Below are 24,395 nucleotides of genomic sequence, written 5' to 3'. Positions count from 1 at the left end.
ATGACTATGATCCGTTCTCTTACCCTCGTGCTTGCGGCGTCAATGTCGTTTGCCGCAATGGCACAGGCCGATCCGCGTGCCGACTATGTTGAGTTTTGCTCCGACTGCCATGATGCCAACCGTCTTGGCGGTACCGGCCCGGCTTTGATCCCACAAACCTTGAAACGTATGCGCGGCCCCAAGGTCGAAGCAGTTATTCGCGACGGCCGTGTGACCACCCAGATGCCGGGTTTTTCCGAAGACCTGAGCGAAGAGCGTATCGCCGAACTCGCCACCTACCTCAAAACCCCGCTAGAGGCCGTGCCGCCATGGGGCGAAGAGCAGATCATGGCCAGTCGGGTGATGGACGAAGATTACGCGTCAGTCGATGCGCCGGTTTGGTCCTCTGATCCGATGAACATCACGCTGGCCGTCGAAACCGGCGATCACCATGTGTCGGTTTTGGATGGGGATACCTTTGAGGTGCTCGATCGTTTTGCCACGCCCTTTGCGGTGCATGGCGGACCGAAATTTGACCCCAACGGTCGGTTCGTTTTCATCATGTCGCGCGATGGTTGGGTGCAGAAGTACGATATTTGGGCGCTGAAACAGGTGGGCCGTGTCCGCGCCGGTTTGAACAGTCGCAACATCGCGATGAGCGGCGATGGCAAGTGGCTGGCGGTGGCCAACTACCTACCCAACACGCTGACCATCCTATCAACGGATGATCTTTCAGTGGCCGAAGTGCATGACGTCAAAGGCAAAGATGGCACGCCGAGCCGGGTTTCCGCCGTCTATCAAGCTCCCCCACGCGAAAGCTTTGTCCTTGCTCTCAAGGATGTGCCGGAAATTTGGGAAGTCTCCTATAGCAAGCACCCGGACTTGAACTATTTTGCCGGCGGATTGGCGCATGATTGGAAAATCGAAGGGCCGGTTCCGCAGGACACACGCTTTCCGATCCGTAAAATCACCACGCCTGATTACCTCGACGATTTCTTTTTCGATCAGACCTATGAATACGTTATGGGTGCCTCGCGCAAAGGCGAAGACGGCTTGGTGATCGACCTCGTGATCGGTCAAAAAGTTGCCGATCTAGAGTTGGCTGGCATGCCGCATCTTGGCTCCGGCATTACTTGGCAACACGGCGACAGCACCGTGATGGCCACCCCGCACCTCAAAGACGCGACCATTTCGGTGATCGATATGTCGACGTGGAAGACCGTCAAAACCATCCCGACCGAAGGCCCCGGTTTCTTTATGCGTAGCCATAAGAACTCCAAATATGTCTGGGCGGATGTGTTCTTTGGTCCGAACAAGGATGTGATGCACATCATCGACAAAGAAACGCTTGAGATTGTCAAATCCATGCGTCCCGTTCCCGGCGCGACCGTTGCCCATGTGGAATTTACCAAAGATGGTAGCCACGCACTGGTTTCGGTTTGGGAAGACGATGGCGAGGTGTTAGTTTATGACGCGGAAACGCTGGAAATTGTCAAACGCTTGCCGATGCGCAAACCGTCGGGCAAATACAATGTCTGGAACAAGATCACCTTCGAAGAAGGAACAAGTCACTAAGGTTTAGCTTGTGTGAGATTGCGCGCCCTTGAAAGGGGGCGCGGTGAAAGGGGCTAGCCCCTCTTGCCACAAAGCGGCAATTCACTCCGGGATATGTCGGGAAAGAAGAAACATTGGAGGTGGATGTGATTTGTGCCATGCCTGATCCGGGGCGAGGCACAGAGGCGCTATGTTAAGACACATTCATCATGCAGCGATCATTTGCAGCGACTATGGCGTGTCGAAGCATTTCTATTGTGACATTTTGGGGTTGGCTGTGCTGGCCGAAAATCACCGATCCGAGCGGGATAGTTGGAAGCTTGATCTGGCCCTTCCGGATGGAGGTCAGATTGAGCTATTTTCCTTCCCAAACCCGCCTGCTCGCCCGTCGCGACCCGAGGCTCGGGGCCTGCGCCATCTTGCTTTTACTGTCGACGATCTTGATGCTGTCGTCGCGCATTTGACCGACCATGACATCACCGTCGAAGACATCCGCATCGATGAATTCACCGGCGCACGGTTTACGTTTTTCGCCGATCCCGATGGTTTGCCACTTGAACTTTACGAAGTCTAATCCGGCAGGTCGCGCGGTTTTCCCGTCTCATCCAATGCGACAAAGACAAAATCCGCGTCTGTTACGGTTGTTCCGTCTTCTTCGCGCATCGGGCGGGCCCAAGCTTCGACATGGATACGCATGCTGCTGCGCCCGGTTGATCGCAAGGTTGCCGTCAATGTGACTTCATCGCCAACCTGTACGGGCGCGCGAAAATGCATCGCTTCAACCGCAACTGTCGCCACGCGCCCCTTGGCCAAACGCGCCGCGAGGTTCGAGGCCGCGAGGTCCATTTGCGCCATTAGCCAGCCACCAAAGATATCACCGGACGGGTTGGTATCGGCGGGCATTGCAATGGTGCGAATGGCCAAAATGCCACTGCCGTCCGATCCGGTGAAATCCTTGTCCTGCATATCAGCGGCCTTTGAATTCGGGCGCGCGTTTTTGCAAAAACGACGCCACACCTTCGGCGTAGTCATCACTTTCGCCACAGGTTTTCATGGCATCGGCCTCGGTTTCAAGATGGTCCGATAGGCTTGCCGTGGCGGCCTCTTGAATACACATCTTGGTCAACCCCATGCCAAGCGTCGGTCCGTTGGCCAGTTGTGATGTCAACGCGCGCGCTTCCTCCATCAGATCGGCATCGGGATAGGCGTGCCAGATCAGCCCCCACTCGGCCGCTTTTTGCGCGGGTAAAGGCATCGCGGTCAGTGCCAACCCCTTGGCGCGCGCCTCACCGACCAGATGCGGCAAATGCCAGCTGCCGCCGGTATCCGGGATCAACCCAACCTTGGAAAAGCTCTGAATGAACTTGGCACCGTGACCGGCCAAAACGATGTCACAGGCCAAAGCAAGGTTTGCCCCGGCCCCCGCCGCGACACCGTTCACGGCGCAAACCACCGGCAGTTTCATAACCCGGATCAGCCGCACCAAAGGCGCATAGAAATCGCGAACGGTTTTGCTCAGGTCCGGCTTGCCCGTCATTTTGCTTGGGTCACGATCGCCCAAATCCTGCCCGGCGCAAAACCCGCGACCGGCCCCGGTTAGTAACACGGCCCGCGCCCCGCCGTCGCGCGCAGTTTCTAGGGCGGCGCGCAGGGCCAAGTGCATTTCTTCGTTGAAGCTATTGAGCTTGTCCGGGCGGTTCAGGGTGATCTCTACCCAAACGCCATGATTCTTAACCTTGATTGTGTCCGACATGATCCCTCCTCAAAACGCCGTCATTGCGGCGTCGATCTCTGCACGTACCTTGGTGACGGCCTCCTCCTTGACCGGGCCAAAGCCGCGAATATCCATGACCAACCCGGCAATGCGAGCGGCCTCGACATGGTTATCCGCGTTCAACCCCTTTGTCAGGCGCTGCAAAAGGTCGCGATATTCTTCGATCAAGGCGCGTTCCATCCGCCGTTCCGCCGTGCGCCCAAAGACATCAAGCGCCCCGCCGCGCAAGGTTTTCATCCGGGCCAAAGCCTTGAAACCCACCCGAACCCATGGGCCAAAGGCGCGTTTAACTGGCCGTCCACGGGCATCCAATTTTCCGGACAAAAGTGGCGGGGCGAGGTGGTGTTTAACGGTGAAATCCCCCTCAAATCGGTGTTCTAGCCCCTCAAGAAATCCGGTTTCCAGATGCAGCCGCGCAACTTCATACTCGTCCTTGTAGGACATCAGTTTGAACAGACCCTTGGCCGCTGCTTCGGAGAGATCACCGGCACGACCCAACACGCGGGTTTCGGCCTCTTTCACCTGTTCGATCACGCGGCGATACTCATGCGCCCAATCCGCATCCTGATACTCGGTCAAAAACCCGGCCCGGCGCGATATCATTTCGTTCAAGGACAAAACCGGCGTGCTAGGAAGATCGGCGACGCGGGCAACGGCATCGGGCGCGGCGACAAAAATCCGACCCCAGGTAAAGGCGGCTTTGTTTTGGTCTGGTTTAACTCCGTTTAGCTCAATCGCCCGCATCAACGAGGCCTCGCTTAGCGGAACTAGTCCGGCCTGCCACGCCGCACCAAGCATCAGCACATTGGCGTAGACCGTGTCACCCATCAAAGCACCGGACAAGGCATTGGCATCCAAACTGCGTAGGCTTTGCCCGTCGATGCCGGCGGCTATGCGGTTCAACCGGTCGTTTGCGCGCAGATCGGCATTGCGGTTGCGGGTGAAATCGCCGGTCGGCATCAGCGCCGTGTTCACCACGCCCCGCGTATGCCCCTTGCGATAGGTGGCCGAAGCCTTGGGGGATGAACTAACCACAAGATCACAGCCGATCAGAGCATCAGCCGAGCTTGGCTCGGTACGGGCCTGATTGACCTCGGCCTCGGTTTTGCCCATGCGAATATAGCTTAGAACCGGGCCGAATTTCTGGGCAAATCCCATGAAATCCAGAACGCTGGTGCCTTTGCTTTCTAGGTTGGCGGCCATTGCGATCAATTGGCCAACTGTAACAACACCAGTGCCGCCAACGCCGGTGACAAGGATGTCGTAGGGCGTGTCGAGGCTCGGCAATTCCGGGGTGGACAGGCGGGCCTTGAGGGTTTCAAACTCTGCTGTGTGGCCATCTGCGTTGGGCTTCTTCAATGTGCCGCCTTCGACGGTCACAAAACTAGGGCAGAAGCCGTTTACACAGGTGAAATCCTTGTTGCAGGAGTTCAGGTTGATCTGACGCTTGCGGCCAAATTCAGTTTCCAAGGGCTCTACGCTAAGACAATTGGATTCAACACCGCAATCGCCACATCCTTCGCAAACAAGTGGATTGATGACCGCAAATTTCTTGGGGTCCTCCAACTTGCCACGCTTGCGCAAACGGCGTTTCTCGGTGGCGCAGGTTTGCTGATAAATCAGGATCGTGGTGCCGGGAATGTCGCGCAATTCCCGTTGTATGCGATCCATTTCCGAGCGGTGCAAAATCTCGACCCCCGATGGGAAATCGGCGCGGTCAAATTGTTCGGGATGATCCGAGACAACCACAACTTTGACGGCCCCCTCGGCCACCATGGATTTGGCGATCGCTTTGACTTCAATCGGGCCGTCCACGGTTTGGCCGCCGGTCATCGCCACCGCATCGTTGAACAGGATCTTATAGGTGATATTGGTGCCCGCCGCGATGGCCTGACGCACTGCCAATGACCCGGAATGGTAATAGGTGCCTTCACCCAAGTTTTGGAAAACATGCTTGTTTCCATTGAACTTTGATCGTGCAACCCAATTCACCCCTTCGCCGCCCATCTGGATAAGCGATGTGGTGTTTCGATCCATCCAGCTTGCCATGAAGTGGCAGCCAATCCCGGCCATAGCTTGCGACCCATCGGGCACTTTGGTCGATGTATTGTGCGGACAACCCGAACAGAAATACGGCGTGCGCGCCGCCCCGTCGACGGCGATAAGATTTGGCGCAGGCACAATGCTATCGGCCGTGTCAGCGAGCTTGAGATCAAAGTTCAGATCAAGCCGCTCCGCAATGATTTTGGCGAGCATCACCGCACCAAGTTCATGCGTCCACGGGATCAAGCGATTGCCGTTCTCATCCCGTTTGCCAACCATCCGATCGGGTTTTTGACCGGGGAAATCATAGAAGTATTCCTTGAGCTGGCTCTCGATTATGCCGCGCTTTTCTTCGATCACCAGCAATTCTTGTTTGCCAGAGGCGAATTTCAAGGCACCAACGTCTTCAAGCGGCCAAACCATGCCGACCTTGTAGATATCCAAACCCAGATCCGCAGCGCGCGACTCATCAATCCCAAGCAAACGCAGCGCTTCTAGCACGTCGAGGTGGGATTTGCCGGTGGTGACAATGCCAAACCGGGCCTCATCGTGCCCCCACTCAACGCGGTCAATCGGGTTGGCGCGGGCAAAGGCAAGCACGGCGTTCTTTTTGGCCTCCATCCGCTCTTCAATCTGCGGTCCGGGCAGGTCGGGCCAGCGATAGTGCAAACCTTCGGCGGGTGGGGTGAAATCAGGACTCTCAAACACGCGGTCGTCGGGCAATTCAAACGACATACCGCTTTCAACGGTTTCGGAAATCGCCTTGAACCCAACCCACATGCCGGAAAACCGCGACAAGGCGTAACCCCATTCGGCAAAGGGCAGGAACTCGGCCACATTGGCGGGGTTCACGGTTGGCATGAAGAAGTTCATGAAGGCGACATCGGATTGATGCGGCATGGAGGACGAGACGCAACCGTGGTCATCCCCGGCCACAACCAAAACGCCGCCCTTGGGGGACGACCCATAGGCGTTGCCGTGCTTGAGCGCATCCGCAGCGCGATCCACGCCCGGCCCTTTGCCGTACCAGAGGCCAAAGACCGCCTCGACTTGCTTGTCCGGGTCGGTTTCAACCTGTTGGGTGCCGATCATCTGGGTTGCCCCAAATTCTTCGTTCACCGCCGGGAGGAATTCGACCCCGGCCTCGGCGACCAATTTGGCGTTGCGCCCAATTTCCAGATCAATGCCCCCCACAGGCGACCCGCGATAGCCAGACACATAACCGCGTGTGTTCAGCCCATTGGCCTGATCGCGCCGCGCCTGATCTAACGCGATCCGCACAATCGCTTGTGTCCCGGTCAAAAACACCCGGCCTTTGGTTTTGGTGTAGCGATCCGTAAGCTCGTAGTCGGTTAGGATTGGCGTTTGATCTGTCATGCTGGTCCCTTGAGGTCTGTTCAAAAGGGCGAATTGCCCGCGCGTCCGGGAATTTTAACCAGTATAGCAGGTTTGATTGTTCAAAATGGTGCGGAGGATGGTTGAAAGTGAAAGTCATATTTCAGTAATGTGGGTCACATGACTGAACTCAATCACATTACTGATCTCGACAAACGCATCCTTGATTTGTTGCAGCGTGACGCCTCGGCCTCGATGGCGGATTTGGCACGTCAGGCCAACACATCACCGGCAACCTGTTGGCGCAGGATCAAAGCGCTGGAAGAGGCCGGGATTTTGGGTCGGCATGTGCGCCTTGTCGATCCGGCAAGTGTCGGGCGCAAGATGGACGTGTTTTGCCAAGTGCGCATGAAAGCGCAGGACGCGGCATCACGGGCTGAATTCAAACGCGCGATGGAGTTGGAACCAACCATTGTCGAAGTTTACTCGATTTCCGGCGAATGGGATTACCTGTTACATCTTTTGGTTCGGGACATGGCGGATTTTGAACAAATCCTGATGCGTCGGGTTCTGGAACATGACAGCGTGTCCGGCACCAATACGATTTTCGCGCTCAGCCGAGTCAAACACGTGACGGAGGTGCCGGTTTAAGGTGCGGATTGATCTTGCGATCAGCGCCTGCGGCGGGCGGGTGAGGGGCGCTGCCCCGTCACGAGGCAAGCTCGAGACTCCCCAGGATATTTTTGGAAAGAAGAAGCCAACGGTTCGAGGCTGAGCCGGGCTTGCCAAGGGCGCAACCAATTGTTTTAACCAAACGGTGAAATCAGAGGGCCGGGTATGACCGACATTGCCACACGCGTTTGGAACCACAAATGGAAGATTGATCCAATCGTCCGGTCCCTCATTGATACGGATTTTTATAAGCTGTTGATGTGCCAATCTGTGTTTCGCAACAATCGCGACACGCAGGTGACCTTTAGTCTGATCAACCGATCCAAGCATGTGCCGTTGGCCAAACTGATTGATGAAGGTGAGTTGCGCGAGCAGTTGGATCATATCCAATCACTGTCTCTAAGCCGGGGGGAAAGCACCTGGCTGCGCGGCAATACGTTTTATGGCAAGCGCCAGATGTTCCGCCCAGATTTCATGGAGTGGTTCGAGAACATGCGGTTGCCGAACTACAATCTGGAGCGGGTGGGCGACCAATATGAGCTTACCTTTGAGGGCAGTTGGCCCGAGGTGATGCTTTGGGAAATTCCGGCGTTGGCGGTTTTGATGGAACTTCGCGGGCGATCGGTTTTGGACCAGATGGGCCGGTTTGAATTACAGGTGCTTTATGCCCGCGCGATGACCAAACTTTGGGAAAAGGTCGAAAAATTGCGCGCTGTTCCTGAGTTGCGGATCGCCGATTTTGGCACCCGTCGGCGACATAGTTTTTTGTGGCAAGATTGGTGCGTTCAGGCGATGGGCGAGGGGCTTGGCAATAGTTTTGTTGGCACGTCGAATTGTCTTATTGCCAAGAACCGCGACCTTGAAGCGATTGGTACCAATGCCCATGAATTACCTATGGTTTACGCGGCCTTAGCCAAGGATGACGTAGCGTTGGAGAGGGCCCCTTATGATGTTTTGGCCGATTGGCACGAAGAGCATGACGGCAATCTTCGCATCATTTTGCCCGACACCTATGGCACCGAGGGGTTCCTGCGCAATGCGCCGGATTACCTTGCTGGCTGGACCGGTATTCGTATCGACAGCGGAGATCCCGCAACTGGGGCAGAGGTCGCGATTGATTGGTGGAAGTCGCGTGGAGAAGACCCAACCAAAAAGCTGGTGATTTTTTCGGACGGTTTGGATGAGACCAAAATTTTGGAACTGTACCAACAGTTTGCAGGCCGCGTTCGCGTGTCCTTTGGCTGGGGTACATTGCTCACCAATGATTTCCGAGGGCTTGCTCCAGACGACGGTCTTGCGCCGTTCAGTCTGGTTTGCAAGGCGATCAAGGCCGATGGCCATCCAACGGTGAAATTGTCGGACAACCCGAACAAAGCCATGGGCCCAGCTGAGGAAATCGCCCGATACAAGCGGGTCTTTGGCGTTGGGGATCAAACCGCGATGGATGTCGTGGTGTAACCCCTCGATGGGGCAATCGGTACAAAACCCAGTGCAAATAGGACATATTGCCAAGCCGCAATGTCATAGCATGGCTTTGCCGCTTTTCATGTGGCAAGCGCTTGGGTAAGCACGTTTCCAATAGGAGACGGATATGACCAAGATTGAGCCAAAATCAGGTATCATGGACATCGACCTTTATGTCGGGGGCAAGGCGCATCTCGACGGGGTTTCCAATGTGATCAAGCTAAGCTCGAACGAAAACCCGTTCGGGCCAAGCCCAGCCGCGCAAGAGGCGGTGAAACGCTGTGTGCATGAGCTGCATCGCTATCCGTCTTCGGATCATATCGAGCTGCGCAGTGCGCTAGCCGAAGTTCACGGTTTGAAAGCCGACAACATCATTTGTGGGGCTGGTTCGGACGAGATCATCACCTTCCTGTGCCAAGCCTACGGCGGGCCGGGGGCGGAGGTTATTTATACCGAACACGGCTTTGCGATGTATCGGATATGCGCGCTTGCCTCCGGGGCGACGCCGGTTGTTGTCAAAGAGCGCGACCGTGTGACCGATGTGGATGCGATCCTTGAGGGGTGTAACGAAAACACCAAGCTTGTGTTCATCGCCAACCCCAATAACCCGACCGGCACCATGATTGGCATGGCCGAAATTGAACGTCTGGCCGAAGGGATTCCCGACCAAGCGTTGTTGGTTCTCGACGGGGCCTATGCCGAATATGTCGACGGCTATGACGGCGGGGCCAAGCTTGTTGAAATGCGCGACAATGTTGTTATGACCCGGACCTTTTCCAAGCTATATGGCTTGGGTGGCTTGCGGATCGGCTGGGGCTATGCCCCGCGTGAGGTGATTGATGTTTTGAACCGCGTGCGCGGGCCATTTAACGTGTCAAACACGGCGCTTGCCGCGGCCGAGGCATCGGTACGTGACATCGCCTATGCCAACAAATGCCGGGACGAAAATACCCGTTTGCGGGCGTGGTTGTCCGAGGCATTGGCCGAGCATGGGGTGCAATGCGACACCTCGACTGCGAACTTCGTTTTGGCGCGCTTTGGCTCTCCGGAAGAAGCGCAAGCCTGTGACGCTTATCTGCAAACTCAAGGGCTTATCGTGCGTCAGGTCGGGGGCTATGGCCTGCCCAATTGCTTGCGGATCACGGTTGGTGACGAACCGGCCTGTCGTCAGGTCGCCCATGCGGTGGGGCAATTTAAGGCCGGTGCCAGATGAGTGAACCATACAAACGCGTGGCGTTGATCGGGCTTGGCCTGATCGCGTCGTCGATGTTCTGGGCGATGAAACGCGCGGGTAGCACGGCTCATGTCTCAGGCTATGCTAGGTCACAAGAAACCCGCGACACGGCGCGCCGTTTGGACCTATGTCACAGCGTGTGCGACAGCGCCGAAGAGGCTGTGAAAGACGCCGATCTCATTGTTCTTGCCGTTCCAGTTGGGGCGATGGGCCCGGTGATGGAGCAAATCGCGCCGCATCTGAAACCGGGGGCGACGGTGTCCGAAGTCGGCTCGGTCAAGCGCACGGTGATCGAGGCGATCGCTCCGCATCTCCCAAACTATGTGCATTTTGTTCCCACCCACCCGATGGCCGGAACTGAACATTCCGGCCCGGATGCTGGGTTTGCTTCGCTATTTGACAACCGCTGGTGTCTTATTGTTCCGACCGAAGATAGCGATGAAAATGCTATTCAACGTGTTGAAACTTATTGGAAATCTTTGGGGGCCAACACCGAGCGGATGGACCCGGAACATCACGATATGGTTTGCGCCGTGGTAAGCCATATTCCGCACCTCATCGCCTATACGATGGTGGGCGTGGCCGATGATCTCAAACGTGTCACCGACAAAGAAGTCATCAAATTTTCCGCCGCCGGTTTTCGCGATTTCACCCGAATTGCCGCCAGTGACCCGACCATGTGGCGCGATGTGTTTTTGACGAACAAAGACGCAACAATCGAGGTTCTGGGCCGTTTCACCGAAGAGTTGATGGCGCTGCAACGGGCCATTCGCACCGGCAATGGTGAGCAGCTTCATGCCTATTTCACCCATACCCGCGCCATCCGCCGTGGCATTCTTGAGGCCGGACAGGATACAGATGCACCAGATTTTGGCCGAGCAAAGGTGGACCGGTGAAATATTGGGTTGGTGTGACATGTGTTTTTCTGGCGCTAAGCGCCTGTGGTGGACGGGAGAAAGCGCCCGAGCCGGAAAGTGATCTGGATGGGGTGCGCGGATTTCTAAGCAACGCGTTTTCCCAAGATGATCCCGAGGCGACCGGCCCCGGTCTTTGTGGTGATCCCGCCCTTCAGGGTGAGATCGTTGGCAAGGTACCGGGCCGCATTTCGGGCTGTGGATTGGACAATGCAATCCGTTTGCAATCAGTGTCCGGTGTGCCGCTTAGCCAAGCGGCGACGATCAATTGCGAAACGGCCAAGGCATTGAAAACATGGGTGAACAACGGTGTTCGCCCGGCTGTTGGTAAACAGGGTGGCGGGTTGTCTGGACTGCGGGTGGTTGCGCATTATTCCTGTCGGACACGCAACAACCAGCCCGGTGGCAAGATTTCGGAACATGGGCGCGGCAAGGCGATTGATATCGCGGCAGTGCAATTGGCGGATGGGTCTGAAATGTCGGTCCTAAACGATTGGGGCCGCGGCAAAAAAGGCAAAGCCCTACGTAAAATGCATACTGCGGCCTGTGGACCATTTGGAACCGTTTTGGGGCCGAATTCCGACCGTCACCACAAGGATCATTTCCACTTTGACACCGCCAGCTATCGCAGCGGGTCTTATTGTAAATAGACATGAAAAGGCCGGGGGTCGGGCATGATCATCGAAATCCGCCACTATACGCTACATCCCGGCCGTCGTGATGAGTTTGTCGATTACTTTGAACGGGTTAACCGCCCTGCGTTGCGCGATGCCGGGATGTTGGTTTTCGGACCAATGCGAGACTTGGATGACCCGAACAAGGTGCATTGGATGCGGGCCTTTGCGTCACTAGCGGCGCGCGAGGTGATCAAGAATGGCTTTTACGACGGGCCGGTCTGGAACACCAAAATCGAGCACGAGGTTATGCCGATGATTGCCCATTTTGAGGCGGATGTCGTCGAAACAACTGGTGGATTCGAAGGGTTTGACGGGCAGCCCACGCTTTAATTTCAGCGTTTTGTTAACCGTGATGCAAAGCGTCGCGCCTATTGGTCAACAGGGTGATTGTCGCGCTGTCCGTCGCAAGCGAGATGGCTTTTTCAAAGCATGTGATTGCTTCTGCAACCTGACCAAGCTCTGCTAAAATCATGGCCCGCGCCGCCCAATAAGGTTGAAACCCGGTGCCAGCTTGGTCTTGCATCGCGTCCAAAGCATCTAGCCCAGCTTGGGGGCCGTGCAGCCGACCAACAACAGCAGCCTGAGCAACAAGGGCCCCAAGCGACGGGGCGATCTGAAGCAGCGCGTAATAAAGCTTGTTCAAGGCCTCCCAATCGGTACGACCACTGTCCTTTCGCGCGATGTGGACGGCTTCAATGGCCGCTTCAATCTGAAATCGCCCGACGGTGGCCTTGGTGTAGGCACGTGCAAGGGTTTGCCTTCCATAGAAAATCAATCGCTTGTCCCAAAGCGAAGTGTCCTGATCTTCGGTTGGAACAAGGGTTTGGTTTACAATGCGCGCATTGGCGCGGGCATGGCTTAGCGCGATGAGCGCAGCAAGGGCCAAACCTTCGCTATTCTCGGGCATCAATTTTGTCATGAGGTCCGCCAGATACAAGGCCTCGTCGCCCAAATCATCCGCGGGATTGAGCCAATCATAGGCATGCAACCCGTAAATCGCCTCGTGAATGGTCGTGGCGCGGGAAGGGAGAACCGCAGCATCCGGGATATGAAACGGTATTCCGGCGTCACGGATTTTGGCCTTGGCACGCCCCAAACGTTTGGTCAAAGCGGTCGGTGAAACCAGAAACAGGCGGGCGATGGTTTTGGCCTCAAGCCCGAGAACGGTTTGCAGCATCAATGGCACATGAAGGTCGGACGCAATTGAGGGGTGCGCGCAGACCATCAAAAGCGCCAGCCGTTCATCGGGAAACAGTGCGGGCGATGTGTCATCGGCGGGCATATCGGGGATTTCGTCCTTGGTCGGGAATCGAGTTTGATGACGCTGGCGATCGGTGAGCCGATTGCGCGCCGTTGTCAAAAGCCACGCGTCGGGATTGTCGGGAACCCCGCGCGTCGGCCATAGGTCGAGCGCCTGAACAAAGGCATCGGCAAGCGCGTCTTCGGCCAAAGCAATGTCATGGGTTCGAGACGACAAATAGGCCAGCAATCGGCCATAGGAGTCCCGCGCCGCCATGTCAGCAACGCGGGCAGAGGATGTCATTCTGACCCCATGGCCGAGGCGCGGATTTCGACCTTGCCAACCTTGACCGCCGGACATTTTTCGGCCCATGCCATGGCGGCGTCGAGATCGGGCACGTCAATGACGAAGAACCCGCCAAGTGTTTCTTTGGTATCGGCAAAGGGGCCGTCTTGGACCTGTTTTGTGCCGCCTTTGAGCGACAGGGTGGTGGCGGTGTGAACCGGTTGTAGCCAATCGGTATCAACAAAAACGCCAGCCTCGTTGAGGGCACCGATATAGGCCCCGTAGACTTCTTTTTCGGCTTCCCAATCCGCGGGGGTCATATCGGCAAGATCAGCAGGGTCGGTGTAAAGCAAGAAGGTGTAACGCATTGTATTGTCCTCTTTAAAAGAAATCAGGTGGCAGCGGCCAGATTGGCCAACCCTTGGTCGAAAGTTTGACCGAGCATCTTGTCCAAGAAAAGCCCAAACACGCGGGCGACGGGGTTAAACCCGAGATCCATATCCATGCGCCAGGTCACACGGGTTCCATCATTGGTTGGGATGGCGTGGATGGATTGGACCGGTTGCCCCATCGCACCAAGATCGATGTCATAGCGCACATGAGAGGGGCCAATTTCAGAGATCGTCTGGCTGCCCTTGCCGTCTTTGCCGTCAAAGTGAAAGCCTGCGCCGATGCCATTTGTTGGGCCAAATGGGGTGATGGATAGGTTGGGGTCAACGCTTTTGTAGGGGTTAAAGGCTTGGTAACCCTGCGTTGATGTGGCGAGGGCGAGAATCGCATCCGGTGTGGTCGCAAGGGTGCTTTGGCGTTCAATATGGATGTGTCGGGGGAGTAGCATTGTGCCCGCTGCGGAAATGGCAACAACGCCGAGCCCGCCAAGCAAAAGTGTCCAAAGTGTCATGAGTTCCTCTTTCGGTGTAAGCAAAGGCAACAGCGCCTTCACCAACATGACGAACGAGATCGCGGCCAATGGACATCCGCGTGAAGTTTTTTTTGAAAACTGAAAAGGGCGGGATGATCCCGCCCTTTCGGTGTTTAGTCTTCGGCTGGTTTTTCGTCGATGTCCGGTGCCTTTTCGGCAGCTGGCTCTGACGTTGGTGGCGTGTCACCAAGCAGACCCGAGACGGTACCGTCCATCGTCAGACCCAACTCATCCCCGAGCTTTTTCAGCGCCGGCATCTGCACGGCCATGCCCATGATGGAATCGAGCGCTTGGTTAACCGGCGGCTTGTCACCGCCTGCACCGTTTCCCGACGCACCGCCGCTTGAGCCGTTTAAGCCACCGACTTGATGAATGCGGATCGAGTCGATCTTTTCAGCCGGCTTGACCGCTTCGGCCAAGACTTTTGGCATCGCTTCGAGACGGGCCAATTCAACCTTCATTGCGATCAATTCGGTGCTAAGCGCGTTCTCGGCATCGGTAATCGCGCGTTTACCTTCGGCTTCGGCCAGCATGTCTTGCTTTTTGGCTTCGGCACGAATGGTCAGCGCATCCGCATCGGCCTGTGCCTCTTCGCGTCGGGCATCGGCGCGGTCTTGCGCGGCATCCTTCTCAGCGGTTGCAGCAAGACGGATTTTGGTCGCTTCACGTTCCGCTTCGCGAGCGGCTTCGATCAAGGCGATCTGCTTCTTCCGTTCGGCTTCGGCGACCTGCTGAGCGGTGACTACGGCTTCGGTGGCCTTGGTCGCTTCGGCACGTGCAAGGTCGGCGGACGCACGGGCGCGGCTTTCCTCTTCGGACTTTTGCGCGATGATGATCTGGCGTTCCTGATTGGCAACCTCCAGCTCACGCTCTTTGGCGATCTCTGCCTCTTGAACGGCACGTTCCTTGGCGATCTCGGCGTCGCGGATTTTGCGTTCCCGCTCAATATCTGCCGATCGAATAGATTCCTCACGTGCAATCCGAGCGCGTTCAGTTTCGCGGACCGAGTCTTCCATACGGGCAGCAATCTCAGCCTCTTGGGCGGCCTTCATGGTTTCGATCTGCTGCTGCTGCTCGATGCGGGCTTGCTCTTCGTCCTGACGGATCAAAAGGCTTTGGCGTTCCGCTTCCATCTCGGCGCGGCGCACTGCAACCTGAGCATCGGCATCAATCTGAGCACGTTCCTTTTTCGACGTCGCAATCACCTCGGCCAATTTGCGCATACCGACGGCGTTAAAGGCGTTGTTTTCATCAAGCGCTTCGAACGGTGTCTGATCGAGCGCGGTCAAGGACACAGCCTCAAGCGACAGACCGTTTTTGGTCAGGTCTTCGGAAACCGCATTTTGTACTTCTTGTACAAAATCGGCGCGGTTTTCGTGGAGTTCATCCATGGTCATCTGCGCGGCCACGGCCCGCAAACCATCAATGAGTTTGCCTTCGATCATCTCGCGGAGCTGATCAACGTCAAAGGTGCGATCACCCAAGGTTTGCGCAGCACGGGCAACGCCTTCGTCGGTGGGCTGCACCGACACGTAGAACTCGACGCCGACGTCAACGCGCATCCGATCCTTGGTGATCAAGGCGGCTTCTGCCTCGCGGGTCACTTCGAGCCGCAAGGTTTTCATGTTGACCGGGCTGATTTCGTGCAGCAAGGGCACAACAATCGCACCGCCATCCATGATGACCTTTTTGCCGCCAGCCCCGGTTTTAACCAAGCTGACTTCGCGTGTGGCGCGGCGATAGAGACGGCCTAAAACAAGGCCGAGGACGATGAGGAAGGCGAGGACAGCGCCGACCAGAAAGAGAAGCGTAGTTAAATCCATTATGTCTCCTAACTCGTTGAAAAATTCAGGTGGGGAGCGGCACCAATAGGTAGCCGCCCTCAAATCTATGTCGCAGGACCAAGACTTCGGTACCCTGCGGAATCTGCGCCTCGTCCCGAAGCGGTTCGGCACGCAGATAGTGGATGTTGCCGTAACGATCCGTGACACGGACCTCGGCGGGGCGACCGCGGGTGGCGGTGCCTTGGGTGACAACGCCCTGACGACGGCCAAGATGGCGTTCAGAAAGGGCTTGGGTTTCGGTTTTCGGGATCAGACGCGCAAAGAGCGCACCAAAATGCCGGGCGAAAAAGATGGCCACAAAAGCCGCTGGAAGGGCCACGATCCACGCGGGCGCAGTACCTCCAAAGACACCGGCAATGAGGTTCTGCAAAACCACACCGGTGATACCAAAGGCCATCAGGATCGAGGCCAGCCAGATCAGCATTGGCATTTTGCCAAAGCCAAGCCATGCCGCGAGACCGCCGGTATTGCCAATACCATCGGGCGTGTCCGTCTCGATTTCGACATCGGCAAAATTGGGCAATTCCAAATCGGCCGCGTCGATATCCATCCCATCGAGATCAATCTCAATGTCCAGATCGCCAATATCCAAATCTGGCCCGTCAATATCCGGCCCATCAATGTCAGCACCCTCACCACCGGCACCCAATAGCGTGGCACCAAGAAGAGCAAAGACAAGTTCAAGGGCCATCAGGCCAAATAGAATAGCAAGCGAAATGGTGAACGGGATGAACCCGTCCGAAAGCAATTGATCGAACATGGTTTCCTAACGGATAGATTGTGTATTCATTGGTATACAATGCATATGGGGTCCTCACGAACCCGTTACAAGGGCTTGATGCGAATTACTCGCAACAATGGTGCGCAGGGTGAGCCTGCCCCAAAAAGTTAACCTGCGGAAGACAGGAATGCCTTACCGGCGAATAATTTGGGCCTTTTGGGGGGCGTCTGCCTTTTCAAGAGAAGCGGAGTTCGACGCAGTTCAGTTCATAGTAAAAATAGGCCCAACTTGTTGCCAACACGAGAGAGGTGAGAAAGCAGGTGATCGCCAAACCCCTCTTCTCAAATCGCATCAAAAGGACGGAAACTGCGAACCCAGTCAGGACAATAGCCCAACTTTCCAAGTCTAGGAATGTCGAACGCAGACAAAGATCGTAGTCCATTTTACCTTCCCGGTGTCACGAAAACCCTGCCGTTCCGCCGTCTTGAGGGTGTTTTGCCAGATGCTTGGCTTTGATCGCCTCAGATGTGTCGCGCGATCCGTCATGGGACCAGCCGGGGGGCGCGACGCAATACATCCAGCGATCGTGCCATGTGATGCCGGATTGGGTGACGTCTTTCCAAATGCCAACCCATTCGTGAAAGGCCACGCGGATCGGGTTAAAGGTGCCGAGGTTATGCACAAGGCCGTAATCGACCTTTTCACCGTCCTGTTCGGGGACAAAGGTGCCAAACATTTTGTCCCATATAATAAAGACACCGGCATAGTTGCAGTCGAGATAGCGCGGATTGCGACCATGGTGAACGCGGTGATGGCTCGGTGTGTTCATGATGGCTTCGAACCAGCGGGGCATTTTGCCGATCGCTTCGGTGTGAATCCAGAACTGATAAATAAGGTTCAAGCCGCCGCAGAACAGAACCATCGCCGGGTGAAACCCAATTAGGATAAGCGGCGCGCGCACCACCATCATAAAGGTAAAGGTGTAGGTCCAGGTCTGACGAAGCGCCGTGGTGAGGTTGTAGTGCTGGCTTGAATGGTGGTTCACATGGCTGGCCCAGACCCAACGGACGCGGTGGCCAAACCGATGCACCCAATAATAACGTAGATCGTCGAGAACAAAACAAAGCAGGACAACCAAAGCCGACGTTCCAAGGTCAAAGGGGGTGAGTTCCCACAGAAAGGTGAAAAACCCCCAAGCGATAAAACCAAGCGCAATGCCCGAAGCGACATTGCCAGCCCCCATGATCAACGACGTGACGGCGTCGCGGGTTTCATAACGCCCACCGCGTTTTTGCGTATGGATCCACAGCAGCTCGGCCAAAATGGCGGCGATGAAAAACGGCACCGCGAGTTGGACAACATCAGGGTAAGTCAGATCGCTCATGCGGAGGCTCCGATCAGGGCGGACCATTGCGCGGTCTCGGCTTTGGTGAGGGTCAAGGTGACATGCGGGGCACTATAATCGGGTAGATCGATGCGCAGTCCTGTGTCCGTTGCGGTCAAGTTTGCCTTGGACAGCAAACGGGCGGTGCTATCGGCTCCCATCGCCCAAACCAAGCCCGGCCCCAGCGCGGTTGTCACCAATGCGCCATTGCCCGACTGGCAGAGTGTCACGTCACTCACTGGTGTTTCCGGAAACTCCCGCGCCCAAGCGGCGATGACATCCTGTTCAGTTTGAAACCGTTTCGGGCTCGACATGCCAAGCCATTTGGTCAGCACCGCAATACCCGCGATACCGAGAACCACAAGTGTGACGAGAATTGATAACGGCATGGCCCCTCCTGTTGGATTAGTTTCACCAACTCGTATTGCGCTGTCAAAGTGCGCGTTACGTCAGGTGATGTTGACGCAGATCAAGGATGCCGATGTTGGAATGTATAATCATTCTAAACTAGGGGTTTTAGCTCCTTTATCTACACATGGAGACTGACATGAAGCGCATGTCCATACACGGATTCACAGCCGTTGCATTGGTTCTAACGGCCCAAGCCGCCGCGGCCCAAGATCTTCGCACTGATGCTCTGGATTTGTTTTCCGCCCTGCCATCAACAATACCCGCAGTAGCCGACAACCCGATTACCCCCGAAAAAATTTCCTTGGGAAAAGCATTGTTTTTTGACCCGCGCATGTCTGCGTCCGGCGTTTTCTCCTGCAACTCATGCCACAATCTGGCGACAGGCGGGGACGACAATCTTGAGACTTCGATTGGCCATGGTTGGCAAAAGGGGCCGCGCAATGCGCCAACCGTCTTGAATGCGGTTTTTAACGAAGCCCAATTTTGGGATGGCCGCGCGGCGGATTTGGCGGAACAAGCCAAGGGACCGGTGCAGGCAGGTGTGGAAATGGCAAACACGCCCGACAATGTGGTCGCGACGCTTAATTCAATGTCGGATTACAAAACATGGTTCAAAGCCTCGTTCCCTGAGCAGGCCGATCCGGTGACTTTTGACAATTTTGCAAAAGCTATTGAAGCTTACGAGGCGACTTTGCTGACACCGTCGCCCTTTGATGCGTGGCTAAATGGCGATGACGCAGCCCTCAGCGATGAGCAGAAACGAGGTCTTGAGGTGTTTGTCGACTCAGGCTGTGCGTCTTGTCACAACGGCATCAACCTTGGGGGGCATGATTATTATGCCTTTGGCCTGATCGAAAAACCTGGTGCCGATGTTTTGCCCGAAGGTGACAAGGGCCGGTTCGCCGTGACGGAAACCGCCGATGATGCCTATGTTTTCCGCGCGGCGCCTTTGCGCAACATCGCGGTCACTGCGCCATATTTCCATTCTGGAAAAGTGTGGGACCTTAAGACAGCGGTCGAAATTATGGCGGTCTCGCAATTGGGCGAAGAGTTGTCCGGCCCCGATGCCGATGCCGTTGTCGCCTTTTTGAACGCGTTGACCGGCACGTTGCCGACGGTTGAATATCCGGTTTTACCGGCCGAAACCGCCTCGACGCCGCGTCCCACGGGCGAAATTTTGCCATAATTTGGTCGTCAAAGAATCAGGGGCCCTGTTACTGGGGTCCCTTTTTTGCCGAATTCGTTGGAGTTTTGGGGTGCGCAGCAATGATATTGTCGCATCACAGGGATCAATAATTGCGTTGAGTTGTTATTAGCATAATCACTAGAGACAATGGCAGGAATGTGGCAGAAAAACGTTGCGCTGCGCCCTGTTTTCGCCCAATTCTATCAACCATTGGGTGGGGGCCCATGACCTGAGAGTAGCAAGAATGCGCAAGCTGATCATCGCCCTGGCCTTTAGTCTTTCCGCAACATTCACTGCATCTGTCGCAACAGCTGACATCACATGGCGCGCGGGCGACATGGGTGTTGGATCGGTTATGGTGATGAAGGATCGCACCGGGGCAATGACCCATGTAAAACGCGCATCGCTTGGCGGGCGTCATGTGTTTGATCTCTTTGCAGGACAGGGCAAAGGCGCAGAGTTTCTGGGCAGCTACAAGGTAAATGATCGCGGTGAAGTCACCGAGACCGTTGCCATCGACGGGGCGGTAACAACTTACGCGCCGCACCGTTGCAACCGTTCGTTGGGCAAATGCCAATTCACGGTAACCCACTCTGACGGTTACGTCGAAACCCGTACCCGCGTCACCGAAGCCACCCGCGGTGGGTTGCGATATTGGGAGTATGGGGCGGATGGTCTGATGGCCGAAGGCGCAATGCAGTTGGATCAGCTGGGCGCGGCGAAAAGCGGCTGGAAGAAGGGGCGCAGCAAACGCAAAACGCGCACGCGCCGCATCATGATCGCCCTCAAGTAATTCTCTCTCTCTCTCTCTCTCTCTCTCTCTCAGAGAAACGGGGTGGCCATCGGGTCACCCCGTACTATTTTGGGCCATCCAAAAACTGGCTACGTATCCCGTCGACCTTGCTCGCGAAAAGGTTGCTGTATCAATCCTGAGGTGATCCTTCTATGTCAGTGCTGAATTGAAAAGGACGGACAATGCCCAAATCGAAGAAACCCAAGGTAAAACGCGCCGGTGCGAACCCAGCTCAAAAGCCAGCTTGGTACCAAGCGTTCAACAGCTCAGGCGGCAAACACGCCGATCGGCCTGTTCAAGCCGGCAAAAAAGCCAAGAACAAGTCATGATATGTCAAAGCCGTCCCGACACCCGTGCTCAATCGGGTGTTCCGGGACGGATTTGGTGACCAAACGGCGGGAGTTGCGAGCCAAGCCACAGACGCCGACCGAAGTTTCACGGTAGTAGTTTAAAGGCTTAACTCGCCGGGCCCATCAACGCCGTCAATACGGCCTTGGCGCTGTCAGATGACCAATCGGCATCGCCGGTCATGCGGCCGACCTCATTGCCATCAGGGTCAAGGATCACCGTCGCGGGTAGGCCCAAAACACCCATGCCGCGCGACAATTTCGATTTCGGATCGCGGTGCAGCGGCAGGTTGGTAATGCCGATATCATCAAAGAACGCTTTCATCGCCGGGGGCGGATTGCGCGAGGTGGCGATGGTGATGACCTCAAATGTGTCGCTGCCCATCTCGGTTTGAAGCTCGGAGAGCATCGGCATTTCCTTGCGGCAGGGCGCGCACCATGTGGCCCAGAAATTAACCACAAGCCATTTTCCCTGCCAATCGGATAGGTTCAATGGTTCCCCTTCAAAGGTCATAAAGTCGGCCATCTCGCGGGTTTTTGGCTCGGAATGAAGGATTAGTTTCTTCATATCGCCGGTCCGCGCGGCGGTCGCAGCCGCCACATCAGCGAAGCCAGGATTTGCAAGCGCCATCGTCGCAGTATACAGCAACGCAAGACCCAGATTTTTCATATTTCCTCCGAAGGACAGCTCATGTCGGATACTTCCTCAAACCAGATGTGGGGCGGCCGCTTTGCCGCCGGGCCGGATGCGATCATGGAGGCGATCAACGCCTCGATCGGATACGATCAGCGGATGGCGGCACAGGATATCGCCGGTTCAAGGGCCCACGCCGCCATGTTGGCCGCCCAAGGCATTATTAGTGATAGCGATGCAAAGGCCATTCGGGAAGGCTTGCTCACAGTCTTGTCAGAGATTGAGAACGGTGAGTTTGAATTTTCCACGGCGCTAGAAGACATTCATATGAACGTCGAGGCCCGTTTGAAGGCCTTGATTGGCGAACCAGCGGGCCGCTTGCACACGGGCCGGTCGCGTAACGACCAAGTTGCGACGGATTTCCGCCTTTGGGTACGTGATCAGCTGGATGCAGCGGAAAAGGGTCTGCTCGCCCTGATTTCCGCGTTGGTGGATCAGGCCGAGGCGGGGGCCGATTGGGTGATGCCGGGCTTTACCCACCTACAAACCGCGCAGCCGGTGACATGGGGGCATCACATGATGGCCTATGTGGAGATGTTCGCGCGCGATCTTTCTCGCGTTCGCGATGCCCGCGCCCGGATGAACGAATCGCCTTTGGGCGCCGCGGCGCTTGCGGGCACAGGGTTCCCGATTGATAGACATATGACCGCCGAAAGCTTGGGCTTTGACCGCCCAATGGCCAATTCGTTGGACGCCGTTTCGGCGCGGGATTTCGCGATTGAATTTCTATCGGTGGCGTCGATTTCAGCGATGCACCTCAGCCGCTTTGCCGAAGAACTAGTAATTTGGTCAAGCGCGCAGTTCCGCTTTGTCACCCTGTCGGACCGGTTCAGCACCGGGTCGAGCATCATGCCGCAAAAGAAAAACCCTGATGCAGCGGAGCTTATCCGCGCCAAGATCGGGCGGATCTTCGGGGCCAATGTTGCGTTGATGATGGTGATGAAAGGCTTGCCACTGGCCTATTCAAAGGACATGCAAGAAGACAAAGAGCAGGTCTTTGACGCGGCGGACAACTGGATGCTGGCATTGGCGGCGATGGAAGGCATGGTCAAGGATATGACCGGCAATCGTCAGGTGCTGGAAGGCGCTGCGTCAGCTGGTTTTTCAACCGCGACTGATCTTGCCGATTGGCTGGTGCGCGAAACTGGGCTACCCTTTCGGGATGCGCACCATGTGACGGGGGCGCTTGTCGCCTTGGCGGAATCCAAAGGCTGCGACCTGCCGGACCTAAGCCTTGAAGACATGCAGGCAGAGAATTCGGCGATCACCGACGGGATTTTTGACGTTCTGACGGTGCATAAATCGGTCGCCTCACGGATGAGTTACGGTGGCACAGCCCCAGCGCGGGTGCGCGAACAAGTGACCCGCTGGAAGGAGGTGCTTATATGAAGACAGTGATGATTGTGGCGCTGTTGGCCTTGTCGGCTTGCAGCCTCGCCGGATGTGGCGCAGATGGCGCGCCGATACGACCGGGCGAAGAGGCTACCCAGTAAGATTGCCAAAAAAGTGATTAGCCCCGGTTCTCTAAATGAGCCGGGGCTTTTGCGTCGCGGTCGGAGCCTCCGGCGGGGATATTTTCGGAAAGAAGAAAACCAAGGGTTTTTTCGCCTTTTGGGATGCGCTAAGCGGGAACGGCTGCAGGACAGGAGACGGGCGTGGATCATTTTCTTTATCGCGAAGGGGCGTTGTGGGCCGAGGATGTGCCGGTCAAGGAAATTGCCGCGCAAGTGGGCACGCCGTTTTACCTTTACTCCACAGCGACACTAACCCGGCATTTCCATCTCTTTGATGAGGCTTTGGATTGGGGCCCGCATTTGGTATGCTACGCGATGAAAGCCGCCAGCAATCAGGCGATTTTGCGCACTCTGGCCGCCGAAGGCGCGGGGATGGACGTGGTTTCGGGTGGCGAATTGGCCCGTGCTCTGGCCGCTGGTGTTCCGGGGGATAGGATCGTGTTTTCCGGTGTTGGCAAGACCGGTGATGAAATCCGCGCCGCGCTTGAGGCGCAGATTCGCCAATTCAACGTCGAGAGCGAACCTGAGATGGCGGTTATCTCTGAGATCGCGACATCGATGGGGGTTGAGGCCAAGATCGCCGTTCGGGTGAACCCGGATGTTGACGCCAAAACCCACGCCAAAATCGCCACCGGTAAAAGCGAAAACAAATTCGGCATTCCAATTGCCCGCGCCCGTGAGGTTTACGCCCATGCCGCCGCTTTGCCGGGTATCAAAGTTGTTGGCATTGACGTGCATATCGGCAGCCAGCTGACACAGCTTGAGCCGTTTGAGCTTGCTTATACCAAGGTTGCGGAATTGACCGAAGCTTTGCGCGCCGATGGGCATGAGATCAGCCGATTGGATTTGGGTGGCGGCCTTGGCATCCCCTATGCCCGCAGCAACGAAGCACCGCCCTTGCCGACCGATTATGGCAAGCTGATCCAGCGCACTGTTGGTCATTTGGGCTGTGAGATCGAGATTGAGCCGGGGCGTTTGATCGCAGGCAACGCCGGGATTTTGGTGTCCAAGGTGATTTACCTGAAAAACGGCGAAGGCCGCGATTTCCTGATTTTGGATGGCGCGATGAATGATTTGATCCGCCCGGCGATGTATGAAGCCCATCACGACATTGTCCCCTTGGTTGAGCCGCAGGTTGGGGTCGAGCCGCAACCCTATGATATTGTTGGACCTGTTTGCGAATCCGGCGATACATTTGCCAAACAACGCCTGATGCCGCCGCTTGCCGCCGGTGATTTGGTCGCATTCCGCAGTGCCGGTGCCTATGGCGCGGTGATGGCGAGCGAGTACAACACCCGCCCGCTTATTCCCGAGGTTTTGGTGAACGGCGATCAATTCGCGGTTATCCGCCCAAGGCCAACCTTTGACGAAATGATAAATCGCGATACCATTCCTGAATGGTTGTGAG

At 56.2% G+C, this 24,395-nt stretch carries 24 protein-coding genes; 13 read left to right on the top strand and 11 right to left on the bottom strand.

The annotated features are described in order from the left end of the window. Positions 1–6 precede the first annotated feature (6 nt). Positions 7–1,554, top strand: coding sequence for a nitrite reductase (locus Q1A43_RS14235; protein ID WP_299936242.1), 1,548 nt, complete (start codon positions 7–9; stop codon positions 1,552–1,554). Between the two features lie 169 nt (positions 1,555–1,723). Then, positions 1,724–2,107, top strand: coding sequence for a VOC family protein (locus Q1A43_RS14230; RefSeq protein WP_299936241.1), 384 nt, complete (start codon positions 1,724–1,726; stop codon positions 2,105–2,107). On the opposite strand, the gene Q1A43_RS14225 is transcribed toward Q1A43_RS14230, so the two are convergent. From Q1A43_RS14225 to Q1A43_RS14215, 3 genes are read right to left on the bottom strand one after another with little or no spacing between them, the layout of a single operon-like run. Continuing rightward, positions 2,104–2,499: an acyl-CoA thioesterase gene (locus Q1A43_RS14225; RefSeq protein ID WP_299936238.1), complete on the bottom strand. Its 396-nt coding sequence runs from the start codon at positions 2,497–2,499 to the stop codon at positions 2,104–2,106. The genes Q1A43_RS14230 and Q1A43_RS14225 overlap by 4 nt on opposite strands. Before the next feature lies 1 nt (position 2,500). Next, positions 2,501–3,286, bottom strand: coding sequence for a 2-(1,2-epoxy-1,2-dihydrophenyl)acetyl-CoA isomerase PaaG (gene paaG / locus Q1A43_RS14220; RefSeq protein WP_299936236.1), 786 nt, complete (start codon positions 3,284–3,286; stop codon positions 2,501–2,503). Between the two features lie 9 nt (positions 3,287–3,295). Further along, entirely contained in the window at positions 3,296–6,727 is a 3,432-nt protein-coding gene (locus tag Q1A43_RS14215; RefSeq protein WP_299936233.1) for an indolepyruvate ferredoxin oxidoreductase family protein, read from the bottom strand. Between the two features lie 138 nt (positions 6,728–6,865). Here Q1A43_RS14215 and Q1A43_RS14210 point away from each other — a divergent pair, with 138 nt between their 5' ends. The 6 genes from Q1A43_RS14210 to Q1A43_RS14185 all read left to right on the top strand — a co-directional run bounded on the left by Q1A43_RS14210 (position 6,866) and on the right by Q1A43_RS14185 (position 11,976). Next, positions 6,866–7,336 carry an Lrp/AsnC family transcriptional regulator gene (locus Q1A43_RS14210; protein ID WP_299936230.1) on the top strand — a complete coding sequence of 157 codons (471 nt, stop codon included), beginning with the start codon at positions 6,866–6,868 and terminating at the stop codon, positions 7,334–7,336. A 186-nt stretch (positions 7,337–7,522) separates the two neighbouring features. Then, on the top strand, positions 7,523–8,815 hold the full coding sequence (pncB, locus tag Q1A43_RS14205) for a nicotinate phosphoribosyltransferase (RefSeq protein ID WP_299936227.1): 1,293 nt from the start codon (positions 7,523–7,525) through the stop codon (positions 8,813–8,815). A 133-nt stretch (positions 8,816–8,948) separates the two neighbouring features. Beyond that, complete coding sequence (gene hisC, locus Q1A43_RS14200; RefSeq protein ID WP_299936224.1) at positions 8,949–10,034, top strand: histidinol-phosphate transaminase; 1,086 nt, start codon at positions 8,949–8,951, stop codon at positions 10,032–10,034. Continuing rightward, a complete protein-coding gene (locus tag Q1A43_RS14195) occupies positions 10,031–10,951 on the top strand; it encodes a prephenate/arogenate dehydrogenase family protein (RefSeq protein WP_299936221.1) in 921 nt (306 codons plus the stop codon). The genes hisC and Q1A43_RS14195 overlap by 4 nt, the downstream gene beginning before the upstream one ends. Next, on the top strand, positions 10,948–11,619 hold the full coding sequence (locus tag Q1A43_RS14190; RefSeq protein WP_299936218.1) for an extensin family protein: 672 nt from the start codon (positions 10,948–10,950) through the stop codon (positions 11,617–11,619). Before Q1A43_RS14195 ends, Q1A43_RS14190 begins: the two co-directional genes overlap by 4 nt. Before the next feature lie 24 nt (positions 11,620–11,643). Next, on the top strand, positions 11,644–11,976 hold the full coding sequence (locus tag Q1A43_RS14185; protein ID WP_299936216.1) for an NIPSNAP family protein: 333 nt from the start codon (positions 11,644–11,646) through the stop codon (positions 11,974–11,976). A gap of 13 nt (positions 11,977–11,989) precedes the next feature. Here Q1A43_RS14185 and Q1A43_RS14180 read toward each other — a convergent pair whose 3' ends face one another. The 7 genes from Q1A43_RS14180 to Q1A43_RS14150 all read right to left on the bottom strand — a co-directional run bounded on the left by Q1A43_RS14180 (position 11,990) and on the right by Q1A43_RS14150 (position 18,431). Continuing rightward, positions 11,990–13,189, bottom strand: coding sequence for a DUF6596 domain-containing protein (locus tag Q1A43_RS14180; RefSeq protein WP_299936214.1), 1,200 nt, complete (start codon positions 13,187–13,189; stop codon positions 11,990–11,992). After that, positions 13,186–13,539, bottom strand: a complete 354-nt coding sequence (locus Q1A43_RS14175) for a YciI family protein (RefSeq protein ID WP_299936211.1) — start codon at positions 13,537–13,539, stop codon at positions 13,186–13,188. Before Q1A43_RS14175 ends, Q1A43_RS14180 begins: the two co-directional genes overlap by 4 nt. Positions 13,540–13,562: 23 nt before the next feature. Next, positions 13,563–14,072 (bottom strand): SRPBCC family protein, encoded by a 510-nt coding sequence (locus Q1A43_RS14170; RefSeq protein WP_299936208.1) that lies wholly within the window; start codon positions 14,070–14,072, stop codon positions 13,563–13,565. Positions 14,073–14,206: 134 nt separating this feature from the next. Then, the gene (locus Q1A43_RS14165) at positions 14,207–15,916 is read right to left on the bottom strand and encodes a flotillin domain-containing protein (RefSeq protein WP_299936205.1); all 1,710 of its coding nucleotides are present in this window, start codon (positions 15,914–15,916) and stop codon (positions 14,207–14,209) included. Between the two features lie 25 nt (positions 15,917–15,941). Next, the gene (locus tag Q1A43_RS14160) at positions 15,942–16,697 is read right to left on the bottom strand and encodes an OB-fold-containig protein (RefSeq protein WP_299936202.1); all 756 of its coding nucleotides are present in this window, start codon (positions 16,695–16,697) and stop codon (positions 15,942–15,944) included. A 418-nt stretch (positions 16,698–17,115) separates the two neighbouring features. Next, on the bottom strand, positions 17,116–18,042 hold the full coding sequence (locus tag Q1A43_RS14155; RefSeq protein WP_299936200.1) for a sterol desaturase family protein: 927 nt from the start codon (positions 18,040–18,042) through the stop codon (positions 17,116–17,118). Beyond that, on the bottom strand, positions 18,039–18,431 hold the full coding sequence (locus Q1A43_RS14150) for a hypothetical protein (protein WP_299936198.1): 393 nt from the start codon (positions 18,429–18,431) through the stop codon (positions 18,039–18,041). The genes Q1A43_RS14155 and Q1A43_RS14150 overlap by 4 nt, the downstream gene beginning before the upstream one ends. A gap of 167 nt (positions 18,432–18,598) precedes the next feature. Between Q1A43_RS14150 and Q1A43_RS14145 the strand changes: the two genes are divergently transcribed. The 3 genes from Q1A43_RS14145 (at position 18,599) to Q1A43_RS14135 (ending at position 20,761) form a co-directional block, all read left to right on the top strand. Further along, positions 18,599–19,639, top strand: coding sequence for a cytochrome-c peroxidase (locus tag Q1A43_RS14145; RefSeq protein ID WP_299936519.1), 1,041 nt, complete (start codon positions 18,599–18,601; stop codon positions 19,637–19,639). Between the two features lie 244 nt (positions 19,640–19,883). After that, positions 19,884–20,432: a hypothetical protein gene (locus tag Q1A43_RS14140; protein ID WP_299921760.1), complete on the top strand. Its 549-nt coding sequence runs from the start codon at positions 19,884–19,886 to the stop codon at positions 20,430–20,432. A gap of 182 nt (positions 20,433–20,614) precedes the next feature. Continuing rightward, positions 20,615–20,761: a hypothetical protein gene (locus Q1A43_RS14135; RefSeq protein WP_299921759.1), complete on the top strand. Its 147-nt coding sequence runs from the start codon at positions 20,615–20,617 to the stop codon at positions 20,759–20,761. A gap of 127 nt (positions 20,762–20,888) precedes the next feature. Here the strand turns inward: Q1A43_RS14135 and Q1A43_RS14130 are convergent, their stop codons facing one another. Further along, positions 20,889–21,449: a TlpA disulfide reductase family protein gene (locus tag Q1A43_RS14130; RefSeq protein WP_299921758.1), complete on the bottom strand. Its 561-nt coding sequence runs from the start codon at positions 21,447–21,449 to the stop codon at positions 20,889–20,891. Between the two features lie 21 nt (positions 21,450–21,470). Between Q1A43_RS14130 and argH the strand changes: the two genes are divergently transcribed. Continuing rightward, a complete protein-coding gene (gene argH, locus Q1A43_RS14125; RefSeq protein ID WP_299936195.1) occupies positions 21,471–22,862 on the top strand; it encodes an argininosuccinate lyase in 1,392 nt (463 codons plus the stop codon). Between the two features lie 266 nt (positions 22,863–23,128). Continuing rightward, the gene (gene lysA, locus Q1A43_RS14120; RefSeq protein WP_299936193.1) at positions 23,129–24,394 is read left to right on the top strand and encodes a diaminopimelate decarboxylase; all 1,266 of its coding nucleotides are present in this window, start codon (positions 23,129–23,131) and stop codon (positions 24,392–24,394) included. The last annotated feature ends 1 nt before the right edge of the window (position 24,395 follow it).

Origin of the sequence: uncultured Pelagimonas sp. (genome assembly GCF_947498515.1) — a bacterium.
Classification (GTDB): domain Bacteria; phylum Pseudomonadota; class Alphaproteobacteria; order Rhodobacterales; family Rhodobacteraceae; genus Pelagimonas.
The sequence above is the reverse complement of the archived record's forward strand: the minus strand, read 5'-3'. Positions and strand labels throughout refer to the sequence as shown.

Excerpts from the sequence above, each read along its gene's own strand:
- hisC (WP_299936224.1), top strand. The coding sequence starts at position 8,949 with ATGACCAAGATTGAGCCAAAATCAGGTATCATGGACATCGACCTTTAT.
- Q1A43_RS14130 (WP_299921758.1), bottom strand. The coding sequence starts at position 21,449 with ATGAAAAATCTGGGTCTTGCGTTGCTGTATACTGCGACGATGGCGCTT.
- Q1A43_RS14135 (WP_299921759.1), top strand. The coding sequence starts at position 20,615 with ATGCCCAAATCGAAGAAACCCAAGGTAAAACGCGCCGGTGCGAACCCA.
- Q1A43_RS14230 (WP_299936241.1), top strand. The coding sequence starts at position 1,724 with ATGTTAAGACACATTCATCATGCAGCGATCATTTGCAGCGACTATGGC.
- Q1A43_RS14140 (WP_299921760.1), top strand. The coding sequence starts at position 19,884 with ATGCGCAAGCTGATCATCGCCCTGGCCTTTAGTCTTTCCGCAACATTC.
- Q1A43_RS14165 (WP_299936205.1), bottom strand. The coding sequence starts at position 15,916 with ATGGATTTAACTACGCTTCTCTTTCTGGTCGGCGCTGTCCTCGCCTTC.
- Q1A43_RS14185 (WP_299936216.1), top strand. The coding sequence starts at position 11,644 with ATGATCATCGAAATCCGCCACTATACGCTACATCCCGGCCGTCGTGAT.
- paaG (WP_299936236.1), bottom strand. The coding sequence starts at position 3,286 with ATGTCGGACACAATCAAGGTTAAGAATCATGGCGTTTGGGTAGAGATC.
- Q1A43_RS14175 (WP_299936211.1), bottom strand. The coding sequence starts at position 13,539 with ATGCGTTACACCTTCTTGCTTTACACCGACCCTGCTGATCTTGCCGAT.
- Q1A43_RS14180 (WP_299936214.1), bottom strand. The coding sequence starts at position 13,189 with ATGACATCCTCTGCCCGCGTTGCTGACATGGCGGCGCGGGACTCCTAT.
- Q1A43_RS14210 (WP_299936230.1), top strand. The coding sequence starts at position 6,866 with ATGACTGAACTCAATCACATTACTGATCTCGACAAACGCATCCTTGAT.
- Q1A43_RS14145 (WP_299936519.1), top strand. The coding sequence starts at position 18,599 with ATGTCCATACACGGATTCACAGCCGTTGCATTGGTTCTAACGGCCCAA.
- Q1A43_RS14155 (WP_299936200.1), bottom strand. The coding sequence starts at position 18,042 with ATGAGCGATCTGACTTACCCTGATGTTGTCCAACTCGCGGTGCCGTTT.
- Q1A43_RS14215 (WP_299936233.1), bottom strand. The coding sequence starts at position 6,727 with ATGACAGATCAAACGCCAATCCTAACCGACTACGAGCTTACGGATCGC.
- Q1A43_RS14150 (WP_299936198.1), bottom strand. The coding sequence starts at position 18,431 with ATGCCGTTATCAATTCTCGTCACACTTGTGGTTCTCGGTATCGCGGGT.
- Q1A43_RS14170 (WP_299936208.1), bottom strand. The coding sequence starts at position 14,072 with ATGACACTTTGGACACTTTTGCTTGGCGGGCTCGGCGTTGTTGCCATT.
- Q1A43_RS14195 (WP_299936221.1), top strand. The coding sequence starts at position 10,031 with ATGAGTGAACCATACAAACGCGTGGCGTTGATCGGGCTTGGCCTGATC.
- pncB (WP_299936227.1), top strand. The coding sequence starts at position 7,523 with ATGACCGACATTGCCACACGCGTTTGGAACCACAAATGGAAGATTGAT.
- Q1A43_RS14235 (WP_299936242.1), top strand. The coding sequence starts at position 7 with ATGATCCGTTCTCTTACCCTCGTGCTTGCGGCGTCAATGTCGTTTGCC.
- argH (WP_299936195.1), top strand. The coding sequence starts at position 21,471 with ATGTCGGATACTTCCTCAAACCAGATGTGGGGCGGCCGCTTTGCCGCC.
- Q1A43_RS14225 (WP_299936238.1), bottom strand. The coding sequence starts at position 2,499 with ATGCAGGACAAGGATTTCACCGGATCGGACGGCAGTGGCATTTTGGCC.
- Q1A43_RS14160 (WP_299936202.1), bottom strand. The coding sequence starts at position 16,697 with ATGTTCGATCAATTGCTTTCGGACGGGTTCATCCCGTTCACCATTTCG.